The organism is Pseudomonas entomophila, from assembly GCF_013523125.1.
In the GTDB taxonomy this organism is placed as follows: Bacteria; Pseudomonadota; Gammaproteobacteria; order Pseudomonadales; family Pseudomonadaceae; genus Aquipseudomonas; species Aquipseudomonas entomophila_B.
The window spans coordinates 1-12692 of the sequence record NZ_JAAMQJ010000040.1; the positions used below are offsets into that span (position 1 = coordinate 1).

Here is a 12692-nt window from a genome sequence, read left to right on the forward strand (position 1 = left end):
ATAGAGGTAAACCTTTTCGACTTTGGCGTCGGGACGCATCATGGTGTGCGGGCTCCAGAAGGAAATCGGGAGCACAGCATCGGTGATCAGCTGAACGTTTTGAATGTGGGGTTCATGGAGCGCTTACTACCGGACGAGTGCCCACATCTGATCGTATTCGACGACACCGAGGTGGAAAGCCTGATGTTTGCTGGCGCTGGCGCTCGCTGGGCGGCGCTGGAGAGTTGGAAGAAGATCAGCACCTCATGGAACGCACACCTTTTCGTGCGGGTGGCGCGCAACTCCCGCGATGATCGTAACCCATGCGCCACGGTCACCGACCCTGCCGAGGTTAAGCGGCTGCACGAAGAGGTGAGCGCCTACAAAGAATCCCGCGAGCGACTGCATGAGTGGCTGCGAGAAGAGCAGCTGGAGAGCATTGCACTGCACGCCCAGTTGGCCGAACGGGACGGGCACTTGGAGAACGCTCTGGACGTCCTGAAAAACGTAGACGACCTCGATCGGACTGGCGAAGGAGTCAAGTCCGATATAGAGCGCATGCTATCCGCCAGCGCAGAGCCGAGCGCCGGGAAGAAGCAAGCATTGCAAGCGGAGGCGTCCCTTGGAATTGAACGCCTGCCTGTAGGGCCGAGCGCGCCGAAGTGCAAGTTCTGCGGTGGTGACGGATACCGCCATGAGCCTCGCTCGCCAGGAGTCGATTGCACGGCCTGCAATTGCACGGGGATTCAACAGGGTGCCGATCTGGTCGCATGGTACGAAGCGCATCTCCGCAAAATCAGCGCAGAGCCGAGCGTGCCGGTTGAGATCGACGAGCGTGTGTGCAAAGGCGCCTGGGAGCTGGGCGCTGCGTGCGGTAAGTGCAGCCGCTGCAAGGCCAGCGCCGCCCTGGAGCGCAAGCCAGTCGAACCGCTGCCGCCCGTAGACGGCGACCTGCTCCCGCCGATCGGCAGCAAGGTGCTGATTCGCCTGGGCCGCGAGGATGCGTGGGTAGAGCGTACCGTGGTCGGCTACTACGTCTGGGGAAACCACGGGCTGGACCAAAATGTGCACCGCGTCTTCGTGCGCGTCCGCGACGCCGAGGGCTACTTGAACGCCCGTCTTCTCGGCGACGTTTGCCCGGTCGCCACGGAGCGCAAGCCATGATCACCTAGTGCGTTCTCGGCTGCATGGCGCTGTTCTGGCTGCCGCTGTCGATCTGGTGTGCGTCATGAGCCAGGAGCATTTATCAGAGGTTTTAAAATTACGCCATCTTAATCTTTCTTAAAACTACTAGTTGCCAACTCGACCTGGAGACCCTGCCATTTATATAGCATTTCTATATTCTCATAAAGAGCACTGGGATTATCTTCAAACCATTTACCATCGCTCAAATACTCCTGCGTACTAGTGTGCATATTTTTCAACACCGATGCCACGTGGATATGAGCAGTAATTTGGCCCGCTTCGCCTAGCTCATGCATAGGCACCATTCCGAGCGCAGTGATATGGGAGGAAATGAAGTGTTCGTAATGTGCTCCCCATGCGTCTCTAAATTCTTCTGCGCTAGGTTTTTCCTTTACTACTTTAGTGAGATCTCTTGCAGCAGCCGCTGCAGCCTCCCTGACAGAGATGTATGCCTGCTCCTTTTCCTTCTTTATTTTATTTTCTCTTACCTCAGCATGCTTGAACTGTTTGCGCGAGATTACAAAAGCCCCCCATATAGAAACTATTGACCCGATAGCTTGAACCCAACTGGCCGCTTCTGAAGAAGTAAGATCTGCAAGCGAAATCATCTTACTGCCAATCAAGAAAATCAAGATAAGAACAGCAGCGACATAGATCTTCAAAAAAATCCTCGAAAACCAAAATAGATAATTCATTCAAAGCGCTCTTTATCAGATTTTATTAAAAGGCGAACATAATGCCCACAGAAAATCAATCCAGCAATACAGAGAACGCTGCATGCCCGTTCTGCGGAGGCCAAGTTGACCCATTGGGCTGGTTGCGTGGCGATGGCGTGCGCGGACCGGAATGCGAGAACTGCAGCGCAACTGCTCCCACGCTTGCTCTGTGGAACCGTGCTCGAACAGCTCTGCAGGGCCAGGGCAAGCCAGTGGCCTACCAGATCCGCAGCAAGACCGATCGGCCTGGATCACAGTGGAAGCCGTGGCGTGAGTGCTGCGATAACGAGCGGGCCTTGCACGGCCATGAAGTAGGCCGTTTCAACCAGCACGGGATCATACGCGAGATTCGGCCGGTCTTCGCCAGCGCTACCGACCCTGCCGAGGTTGAGCAGCTACGCGCCGAAAATGAACGCTTGAGCGGCTTGAAGCCCGAATGGCCACCGCGACCACCAGCAGGCGATGGCCTACCTCGCTACGGTCTTCGATGGAACGGCTCACAACAGCCTATCGCAGTGCCCATGGACGATGGCTATTGGACGCCCTGGCACCTGGCAGATCGCATACGTGAAGACCGCGACGGCCTGCTCGAAGGCGGCGCCCACGCGCTGTAACCCCTACCCCTACTAATCTTGCCTGCCGTCCAGCGCGGGCCTGGAGCACTCATGTCCCTGATATCCGTCGAGCAAGCTGCCGGCCTGCTCTGTGTCAGCCGGGCCACCGCCTACCGGATGGCCACCGAGGGTCGCATCCCGACCGTGCGCTGGATGAAGCGCGGAGTCAGGGTGCATGCCGAGAAACTGCAACAGATGATCGATGAAGCCGCCACTGCTAGTATTCGCGCCGCGGGCGGCATGTCGGAGGAACCCGAATGCCCTACAAAAGAGACGATTCGCCCTATTGGTGGATCTTTGTCACCCAAGCAGATGGAAAACGAGTTAGACGCTCTTCTGGCACTGCCGACTTCGCGGCGGCGAAAGCACTAGAGCAACAGGCCCGGGCGGATGCCTGGAAGGAAAAGGAATGGGGCGTGAATCCGCCCCGGTCCTTCAACGAAGTAATGCTCCCGTATCTGCGCAACGCCAGCCAGCATCAGCGCAGCTACGAGACAACGACCAATAGGGTAAAGGCGCTGCGGGAACATTTTACAGACGCCACGATGAATGACCTAGCGGGAGACATCCGCGCATACATGGACAGACGGATGGCGGACGGCGTATCGGCCGCGACGATCAACCGGGAACTCGCGGCGCTGTCGGCGGCGATCAATTGGTGCAACGTCGAATATGAATGGGGTCTGCCGAATCCGGTGAAAGGCCGGAAGTTGAAGGAACCCGAAGGCAGGGTGCGCTGGCTGACGCGGGCCGAGGTGGAAAGCCTGTGCCGAGCCGCTCGAGCGCAGAAGTTTGGCCTGCTGCTGGAGTCGTTCATTCGCCTGGCGGTGAACACGGGTTGCCGGAAGGAGGAGATGCTGGGCCTCGAGTGGCGGCGCGTGGACTTCGCCAATGGCCTGATCTACCTGGAAGGCGTGCACACCAAAGCAGGGAAGCGCCGGAGCATCCCACTGAACGAGGGAGCGATCGACGCCCTCAAGCAGATGATGGCGTTCCGGGCTGAGCACTGCCCGTCTACGCCTTGGGTCTTCGCCAGGGGCAACGGCGAACGTGTGCTGTGCATGCGAACGGGGTTTGCCAGGGCTTGCAAGAAGGTGGGGATTGAAGACTTCAAGATTCACGATCTGCGGCACACGTGTGCTGCGCATTTGATCAGTGCCGGCGTTGCACTGGCAGAAGTCAGGGATCTACTCGGCCACTCAACCGTCATGATGACGGAGCGGTATGCGCACTTGGCGCCGGCCAGAGTAAGAGATGCGGTAAGGGTGCTGGACCAGGGCCGTGAACGCTCGAGTTCACGTTCTGTTCACGCTGATAATCCAGTGGTTCAAGGGGGAGCACTGCTTAAGCTCGTAACCCCTTGATTTATAAGGTGGTGCGGACGAAGAGACTCGAACTCTTACAGCTTGCGCCGCTGGAACCTAAATCCAGTGTGTCTACCAATTCCACCACGTCCGCATAAAGCACTTAAAGCAAAGGCGCCAGATCGTACAATCGGGCGCCTTTCTCGAATATGGGGTGGACGATGGGAATCGAACCCACGACAACTGGAATCACAATCCAGCGCTCTACCAACTGAGCTACGCCCACCATATTGCGGTACTGCTATGAACCTTGCCCAAGCTGCCTAATGGCGCACCCGGCAGGACTCGAACCTGCGACCATCCGCTTAGAAGGCGGATGCTCTATCCAGCTGAGCTACGGGCGCTTATTCAATCTGCTTTCTGATACGATTGCAAATCAACGTCTAGTCCGTACCGAACGAGCTAAAAATCCGCTCATTCTGCCCGACCTCGCTAACCAGTGCTAGGCCCTGCCCGACAAGTGCGACGAATGTTATAGACGACCTCCCAAGGCGTCAACACTTTTTTAAAAAAAAATTTAGCCGTTTGAAGGGCTTAGAGGATTTGCTCGACCATCTGCCTTTGCCCTCGGGCCTGGGCATGCGAGAATGCGCGCTCTTTCATGTTCCTTTCTCGATGGTTAATCACCCGTCTATGACTGCACACCTAATCGATGGCAAGGCGATCGCCGCCAGCTTGCGCAAGCAGATCGCCCACCGTGTCGAAGAGCGTCTTCAACAGGGCCTGCGCGTACCGGGCCTGGCAGTGATCCTGGTCGGTACCGACCCCGCCTCGCAAGTCTATGTTTCGCACAAGCGCAAGGACTGCGAAGAAGTGGGCTTCCTTTCCCAAGCCTACGACCTGCCGAGCACCACCACCCAGCAGACGCTGACCGAGCTGATCGATCGCCTGAACGATGACCCGGCGGTCGACGGCATCCTGCTGCAGCTGCCGCTGCCTGAGCATCTGGATGCGTCGCTGTTGCTCGAGCGGATTCGCCCGGACAAGGATGTGGACGGCTTCCACCCTTATAATGCCGGCCGTCTGGCGCAGCGTATCCCGCTGCTGCGCCCCTGCACGCCGAAAGGCATCATGGCCCTGCTGGAAAGCACCGGCCAGAATCTGTACGGCCTGGAAGCCGTGGTGGTCGGCGCCTCGAACATCGTCGGCCGGCCCATGGCCATGGAGCTGCTGCTGGCCGGGTGCACCGTCACCGTCGCGCACCGCTTCACCCAGGACCTGGCTGGCCATGTCAGTCGTGCCGACCTGGTGGTCGTGGCCGCCGGTAAGCCAGGGCTGGTCAAAGGTGAGTGGATCAAGGAAGGCGCCATCGTCATCGACGTGGGCATCAATCGCCAGGCGGACGGTCGTCTGGTCGGTGACGTGGTCTACGAAACGGCCTTGCCTCGCGCGGGCTGGATCACGCCCGTCCCTGGGGGCGTCGGCCCGATGACGCGCGCCTGCCTGCTCGAGAACACGCTGTACGCGGCCGAAACGCTGCACGCCTGACGCACGGGTCACGAGGGCCGGCTCCATCCGGCTCTCGTAGGTGTGGTAGATACATCCTTCGTCTGGTCCCTCGACGCTGATTAGCCTCGCTGCTTCTCTCTCAGGAGCATCGCGTCATGATCAGTACGTCGCACCTTGCGTTCATCGAACAGCGCCTCCCTACCTGGTTGCAGGCCGCCACGCCCGCACAACGCCGCCAACTGCGTGAACGCACGCTGGCGAGCCATCGTGCGACAAGGGCCGTTTCGGCCGCCTTGTCGCCACTTCAAAGCATCGACAGGTTCTGTCGCCCCCTGCTGCAGGACGCCCTCGTACGGTGGTTCCCAGACGTGTCCTTGCCCCCGCTGGACGAAGGCAAGGTGTGGCACCACGACCGCAAGGTTGCCCGCTCGTGGTTCGAAACGGCCCTGCAAGCTGTCGAGGCCGATGCCCGTCTCACCCTGTATGCCAACGAACAGGCCAGCGATCCCCTGCCACTGGATACCCGGCGCTTCATCAGTGGCCTGCGCAACCTGGACCTGGGCCAGCGCTATCGATACCACCTGACGGACATCGTCGATCACGACGCTTTCCGGGGGCTGTTGCGCGCCCAGGACCACGCGGCGTTCGCCGCCGACGTGACCGTGGCCACCTTGCAGCAGCGCCTCGATGCGACCGGCGTGGCCATGGCCGAGGCCCTGCTGTCCGGCTCGTCGACCGTGGAGCAGGCCAATGGCAACCGACGCAGCCTGGTCTGCAGCCGTCTGACCCTGGCCGACACTGACTTGCGGGGTCCGTTGCTGGTGTCGCTGGCACCCCAGGATACGGTCGAGCCTTGTCTGCTCTATCTGCCAGGCCACCCCAGCGCGCCTCTGCGCCAGTACGCCTCGCACCAGGCAGCGGCGACTGCCCTGACCCGATTGATGTGGCGCGCCAAGGAGCGCGAGTTCTTCTGCCGCTACGTGACCCAGGCCGAGCGTGTACGGTTTGCCGACAACCTGCGTACAGCGCTCTATCCGCTTTACCCCTACGACCGCTTGCTGAGCCATCCCCCCGTGCTGGAGCAGGGCCAGCGCATCAGCTGGATGAAGCGTCTGTTTCCCGCACCTGGCGCGCTCTATCAGGCCACGCTGGACAAGAACGCCCGCCTGTCGATGCAGGCGACCCCTTGGCGGGGAGACTGCTTCGACGCCAGGGCGCGTACTCAGGTGGAAGGCTTGATCCTGGATGCGGCGAGCGTCGCAGTGCCGGTCGCACAGCGCGATGCAGATGCGCAATGGGCATTGATCGAGCGTTGGCTAGGCCTCGGACTGTCGATCCTCAACCTGGCCGCGCTGGTGGTGCCTGGATTGGGCGAGGTGATGCTGGTAACCGGTGGTGCCCAGTTGGTCGACGAATTCCTCGAAGGCGTCGAAGCGGCCAGCGATCAGGATGCCGAAGCGGCGCTGTCGCATCTGTTCGACGTGCTCGAAAACCTGGCCCTGATCGCCACACTGGGCGCTGCATCCACTGTCAGCGAACCGATCGGGCTGCTACATGACTGGGTACCGGTCGGCAGGGCCTCGTCGACGAAACTCTGGCCTGGCAACCTCGAGCCGTTCACCTACCCTGGGGGCTGGCCAAGCGAGGCCCCGCCCTTGTCGCCTAGCCCCGTGCACTGGGAAGGCCAGCAGTGGATCGGGATCGACGGCCAGGCCTACCGGGCAGCGCCTGCGCCAGAGGGCAGCTGGCGCCTGGGGCATCCGCAAGACCCGGGCCATCGACCTGTGCTGCGCCAGCACAGAGACGGGTATTGGCTACTGGCCCATGAGCGCCCCCTGGGCTGGAAAGACCCACAGCTGCTGCGCAGGGCCGCGCCCTTGCCCCTCGAGCTCGAACCGTCCGCTCGACTGCGCGCCCTGCGCTGCAGCGGCTACGATGCCGCCCAGGTTCGCCAAGCAATCACGGATCATCAGCCCTTGCCCGCCTTGTTGCTCGACACGCTCGAGGCGTTTGGGGCGACACTGCCCGAGCCGCTGCCTCGCGCTGACGAAGCGCCTTTGGCACGCGCCTTCTCTGGCCTGACGCCGCGGGCGCGCCAGGCCCTTCTCGCCCAGGCCCGGCCCGCCGACCTGGCCCGTCTGCACGACACTCAGCGCGTCCCCCTGGCCTTGGCCGAGGCCGCACGACTGCACCTGCGCGAAGGGCGCCTGAGCCGCGCCTTGACCGGGTTCTACCTGGAAACCGCCATGGCCGATCGCGATACCTTGGTCTTCGCCACGCTACCCCGCTTGCCAGGCTGGCGCTCGGATGTCCAACTGCGGCTGGTGGAGGACGGCCAGGTCCTGGAAACCACGGCGGCGTCCTCAGGCCCCACCAAGACGCTGATCCGTCGCGACGCACGGTATCAACCCTACGATGAGCACGGCCAACCCCTGCTCGGCCCGACCGATCTGTTCCAGGCAGTGTTGCACGCACTGCCAGACAGTGCGCGTGATGCCCTGGGCGTGCAGATCCACGAGGCCGACGGGTTGCGCGAGCGCCTGTTCGACCAGGCCGCGAGTCACCGGGAACGCAGCGCGCAAGACTTGGGCATGGCCACGGTCCGACCTTGGTTCCGTTCGCCGTCGAGGCTACCCGGCCATCCAGGCACAGGCTACGTCCTCAGCGGTCGCGGGACACACGGCTGGCTGACGGGCGACGAACTGTTCGAGCAACTGTTTCCCGCCAACCCCGAGACCGACCGTGCCACGCTTCGGGCGATCCTGCAGCATGAAGCCGGCCCGCAGGCAGGCGCCTTCACGCGTTTGATGGTGCGCTTGCAAGGCGAATACCAGCGACTGGACGAGGCGCTACAGACCTGGACCTCCGAAGAGACAGGGGTAGAACCCGAGGCGCTGGCGCAGCGACAGGCCGCGCGCGACAGCGTTGCACAGAGTATTCGAGGTGCCTGGCGTCGCGAGTCGGTCGGCTATGGCCTGGGGTCGCAGCAGCAGGTACGGATGCAGCTCAATGCGTACGCTGCCGGCGGACTGCCGACGCTCCCCGATCCGCTACCTTGGGTGAGGTATCTGGAGCTGACCGGCCTGATCGACACGACCACTGCCCACCTGAACGACTTCCTCCAGGCCTTTCCACGGCTTCGGTTGCTCGATCTGAGCGGCAACGCGCTCAGGGCGCTTCCACAGCGCCTGGGCGAGCTGCGTGAGCTGGAGAGCCTGAACCTGTCGGAAAACAACCTTGTGCTCGATAACGAGCGTGACCTGGGCATTCTTCTGAATCTGCAGTCGCTCCAGAGCCTTGGCCTGACCGACGCGCTGTCGGACCTGTCGCCGACCACCCTGCAGCGGCTGGCTCGGCTGCCGGCCTTGCGCCTGCTGAACGCCGACCTCAACGAACTGGTGCTGGGCCCGGCCCACTTCCAGGCGCTGCAACAATGGCCTGCGCTGGAAGAGTTGCACCTGGGACAGAACCAGATCACGCTCGACCCCCCGACCCGTCAAGCCCTGGCAGGCCTCAACCGCCTGACACGCCTTTCGCTGTACGAAAACCCCCTCGACCTGCCACCCGACCTGACCGGCTGGACACGCCTTCGTCAACTCGACCTTGAACAGACAGGTATCGTCGAATGGCCACCCGGCTTGCTCGGCTTGCTCGATCAACGCCCTTTGGTGCTGCGCGTGCTGGACATCGGCCGCAACGGCCTGACCGAAGTGCCTCCATTGGCGCATACGGCACTGGCCGAAGCCATGCATGCCAATGACCCCGACCTCTATGTCGCCACGGGCCCCAATCCCTGGAGCGAACAGGCGCTGATATTCCTGAGGGAAGCGGGACTGGAGGCGCCCCCCGCCGTGCCTGCGCACGGCGACTGGTACAGCGACTGGCCCGAGCCGCTGCGCCAGCATGTCATCGGCACCCTGGCCGATGCGCAGTGGCAGCCGTTGTACGCCCTGTTCGAACGGCTGACCTACACCCACGACTACCAGCACAACCCCATCGCCATGCGTATCAGGATGTCGCACATCGTGCAGACCCTTTCCCGCGAAGCCACTGTCGACGCACCGGCCTGGGGGCTCGCGCAATTGCACCAGGACATCAACGAACGGCTGGTCGATGCGGGGCAGGCGTGCGTCGACCAGGGCAGCCTGTTGTTCCAGGACATCGAGACCGAGGTCACGACCTGGGAAGTGGTCAATCGGGCGCAGGCCGATGCGAACCATGAACGAATCGCGATCGACAGTGCGGGCGCCCTGTACCGTCAACGCCTGCTCGAGGAGCGGATCGGTGCGCTCTACCAGGCCCGCGTGGCACGGCGCCACGCGCTGGCAGACGCGACCGACGAGACAGGCCGAGCAGCGGCGCCGGCCCTGCACCCTGACGACGACCTGGACGACGCCGCACTGAGCGAACCGGACTACCTGCTCGACGAGTTGGAAATGGCCCTCTATGCACGCATACACCTGCAAACGCGCTTGCGCCTGCCCCCGCAGCCCCGCGAGATGAGCTTCGGTTACCTGGCCCGGTTGAGCGAGCCGACCCTGGAGCGCCTGACGCGTGCCGTGCAAGACCTGGCCACTGGCGAACGCGTGGCCGAATGGGCCGCCACCCAACGGTTCTGGCAGGCCTGGCTGCGCCGACTGTACCCCCAGCGCTTCACGCAATTCGCCCACCGCTGGGAAGGCGCCTCGGTGTACTTCGACCACCTCAGCGAAGCAGGGCCAGGCACCGGTCGCTATGCAGGGCCGGAGGTGCCCGATGCCTACATCGCGGCCCTGGAACAGGCCTTCGCAGAGGTTCCAGGCCTGGCCTGGCGCCAGGATGGCGCCGTGCAGAACGTGGATCTGGTGTCCGGACGCTTCGCCAGCGAAGGCGCGATCTACCAGCAGGCGGCGCAGCTGTTGTTGACCAGTCGCGCCGCAGATGAAGCGGCGCTGTATCGTACCTTGAGTCAAGCCCTGGGCCACGCGTACACACCGTAACGAGCACGACCCGGTGGCCGGGTCTCCAGGCCACCGGACTGGCTGTCAGCCGGCCCGTAGCGTGCGCAGACGCGGTACCGCGCACATAGCCAGCAGCAACAGCACCGACACTCCGCAGAACGCCTCGACCAGCCCGGTCCAGTGCGCCACGTAACCGATCAGTGCAGGGCCGAGCAGCACGCCGAGGTAACCGCAGATGCTGACGGCAGCCACGGCCGACTGCACCGGCATCACCTGCTGGCGGCCGACCAGGGTGAACAGCGCCGGCACCACGTTGCCGACCGCCAGGCCTGCGATGAACAGCCCCAGCAACACGCCGACCAAGCTCTCGCACAAAGCGGTGACCGCCACGCCCAAGGCGGTGAAGACGAAGCCGACCACCAGTATCCTGAGTTCGCCGAAACGCGCCACCAGTCGGTCGCCCACCAGGCGGATCGCCGTCATGGCCAGGGCGAACACGGCGTAACCGACCCCTGACAGCGAGACGTCGACCTGCTTTTCCTGGGTCAGCAGCACCGCCCCCCAGTCCAGCATGGCGCCCTCGCTGAGAAAGCAGATCAAGATCAGCACGCCCAACGTCAGCACGATGCCCCTGGGCACAGCCAGCAACACGCCGCCTGGGCTGGCAGCCGTGCGCAGGAACCCCGGCACGGCCACCGCCAGGCACACCAGCACGACGGCAGCGGCACTCAACGTCGAGGCACCCAGCCCCACGCCACTGGCGATCAGGCCCGCCATGCTGCTCGCGCCGACCAGCCCGCCGACACTGTAGAGCCCATGGAAACCCGACATCAGTGGTACACCGGCCGCATCCTGCACCGCCATCCCATGAATGTTGGCAGCGACATCGATGGCGCCCACGGCAGCGCCGAACACCAGCAGGCACACCCCCAAGGCCAGGGGCGTGGACAACACCGAAAGCAGCGGCAGGATCAGCAGCAGGCACAGTGCACCGGTCACGATCACCGGCTTGGCGCCGACCCGCGCACAGCACGCTCCCGAGGCAGGCATGCCGATCACCGCCCCCAGCCCCAGGCACAGCAGGATGTGCCCCAGCGTCGCCGCATCGGCCCCGATGCGGGCCTGGACGAAGGGCACCAACGGCGCCCAGCAGGACAAGGCGAACCCGGCGATGAAGAACGACAGGCGTGTCGCGCGCTTGCCGCCCTGGACCGCACGCGCGCCCACGGTATCGTCTGCCTGCCTGGGCACGGCAGGCTCTGCGTGTTCGAAGCGACTCATGAACCCTCCTGGTCAATGAAATGGCGAAACAGGTCAGACCCTGAAAAGCCGCCGACGTTGGATATCCCTTCAGGGAAAATGCTCCCCCTGTGCCTCACCTGCTCTGACAGCCTTGGGGGAAACGGTTTGTGCGTATAATCCGCGCTCCATTCCCTGCCCTTGCCCGTGACCATGACCCGATTGCTGTACGCCCTGACGCTGCTCCTGTCCCTCGTCACCAGCGCGCATGCCGCGCCTCCTGCCACCTTTGCCGAAGCCAAGGTCGTGGCCAAGCAGAAGATCTACTTCGACCAGGGCAACAGCGCCACCGGCGAGCTGTACTGTGGCTGCAAGTGGACCTGGGTCGGCAAGTCGGGGGGCCGGATCGACGCGCAGTCGTGTGGCTATCAGACCCGCAAACAGCAGAACCGTGCCGAACGCACCGAGTGGGAACACATCGTCCCGGCCTGGACCTTCGGCCATCAACGCCAGTGCTGGCAGAACGGCGGCCGTGCGCACTGCGTCGACGCCGACCCGGTGTTCCGTGCCATGGAAGCCAACCTGTTCAACCTGTACCCCGCCGTGGGCGAGGTGAACGGTGATCGCAGCAACTTCAACTACGGCATGGTCGCCGGCGCCGCATCGCAGTATGGGCAATGCCCCACCAAGGTGGACTTCCAGCAGCGCGCCGCCGAACCCCGCGATGCGGTCAAAGGGCTGGTGGCACGCACCACGTTCTACATGTTCGATCGCTACAAGCTGAACATGTCGCGCCAGCAGCAGCAGCTGTTGATGGCCTGGGACACGCAGTACCCGGTCAGCGCCTGGGAAAAGCAGCGTAACCAGCGCATCGCCGCGATCATGGGCCACGCCAACCCCTTCGTGACCGGTGAGCGGCACTGGACGCTGGGCTACAAGCCGGTCGGCGATGGCCTGGTGGACGCTTCGACCCCGGCTGCGCGTCCGGCCAAGGCCGACGGCGCGCCTGCGGCCGCGACTGGCTCGGGCGACATCCAAGGCAACCGCAAGAGCCTGCTCTATCACCTGCCGTCGGGTTGCCCGAGCTATGGCAAGGTGGCCGAAAAGAACCTGACCCGCTTCATCACCGAGGCCCAGGCCCAGGCCGCTGGCTACCGCAAGGCCGGCAACTGCAAGTGAGCTAGCCGGCGACCTGCCCCACCGACT

8 protein-coding genes and 3 tRNA genes are annotated in these 12692 nt (G+C 63.3%); 6 read left to right on the forward strand and 5 right to left on the reverse strand.

Features of this window, described 5'->3' with window-relative positions; translation table 11 throughout:
- The coding region (locus tag G7007_RS17890; protein WP_181103812.1) for a hypothetical protein at nucleotides 1-1143 on the forward strand (1143 nt) is incomplete at its 5' end.
- A 107-nt stretch (nucleotides 1144-1250) separates the two neighbouring features.
- Here G7007_RS17890 and G7007_RS17895 read toward each other — a convergent pair.
- Complete coding sequence (locus G7007_RS17895; protein ID WP_181103815.1) at nucleotides 1251-1859, reverse strand: hypothetical protein; 609 nt, start codon at nucleotides 1857-1859, stop codon at nucleotides 1251-1253.
- Nucleotides 1860-2545: 686 nt separating this feature from the next.
- Between G7007_RS17895 and G7007_RS17900 the strand changes: the two genes are divergently transcribed.
- Nucleotides 2546-2866, forward strand: coding sequence for a helix-turn-helix transcriptional regulator (locus tag G7007_RS17900; protein WP_181103818.1), 321 nt, complete (start codon nucleotides 2546-2548; stop codon nucleotides 2864-2866).
- Nucleotides 2867-2910: 44 nt separating this feature from the next.
- The gene (locus tag G7007_RS17905; protein ID WP_308852311.1) at nucleotides 2911-3858 is read left to right on the forward strand and encodes a tyrosine-type recombinase/integrase; all 948 of its coding nucleotides are present in this window, start codon (nucleotides 2911-2913) and stop codon (nucleotides 3856-3858) included.
- A gap of 9 nt (nucleotides 3859-3867) precedes the next feature.
- On the opposite strand, the gene G7007_RS17910 is transcribed toward G7007_RS17905, so the two are convergent.
- The 3 genes from G7007_RS17910 to G7007_RS17920 form a co-directional block, all read right to left on the reverse strand.
- Nucleotides 3868-3952: transfer RNA gene (locus G7007_RS17910), tRNA-Leu, on the reverse strand.
- A 56-nt stretch (nucleotides 3953-4008) separates the two neighbouring features.
- Nucleotides 4009-4084: transfer RNA gene (locus tag G7007_RS17915), tRNA-His, on the reverse strand.
- Between the two features lie 41 nt (nucleotides 4085-4125).
- Nucleotides 4126-4202 (reverse strand) — tRNA-Arg (locus tag G7007_RS17920).
- Between the two features lie 289 nt (nucleotides 4203-4491).
- On the opposite strand from G7007_RS17920, the gene folD reads away from it, so the two are divergent.
- Nucleotides 4492-5346: a bifunctional methylenetetrahydrofolate dehydrogenase/methenyltetrahydrofolate cyclohydrolase FolD gene (gene folD, locus G7007_RS17925; RefSeq protein ID WP_181103823.1), complete on the forward strand. Its 855-nt coding sequence runs from the start codon at nucleotides 4492-4494 to the stop codon at nucleotides 5344-5346.
- A gap of 116 nt (nucleotides 5347-5462) precedes the next feature.
- Complete coding sequence (locus G7007_RS17930; RefSeq protein ID WP_181103826.1) at nucleotides 5463-10286, forward strand: NEL-type E3 ubiquitin ligase domain-containing protein; 4824 nt, start codon at nucleotides 5463-5465, stop codon at nucleotides 10284-10286.
- Nucleotides 10287-10331: 45 nt separating this feature from the next.
- Here the strand turns inward: G7007_RS17930 and G7007_RS17935 are convergent, their stop codons facing one another.
- Nucleotides 10332-11528, reverse strand: a complete 1197-nt coding sequence (locus G7007_RS17935; protein WP_181103829.1) for an MFS transporter — start codon at nucleotides 11526-11528, stop codon at nucleotides 10332-10334.
- Nucleotides 11529-11699: 171 nt separating this feature from the next.
- On the opposite strand from G7007_RS17935, the gene G7007_RS17940 reads away from it, so the two are divergent.
- Nucleotides 11700-12665: an endonuclease gene (locus G7007_RS17940; protein WP_181103832.1), complete on the forward strand. Its 966-nt coding sequence runs from the start codon at nucleotides 11700-11702 to the stop codon at nucleotides 12663-12665.
- Nucleotides 12666-12692 lie beyond the last annotated feature (27 nt).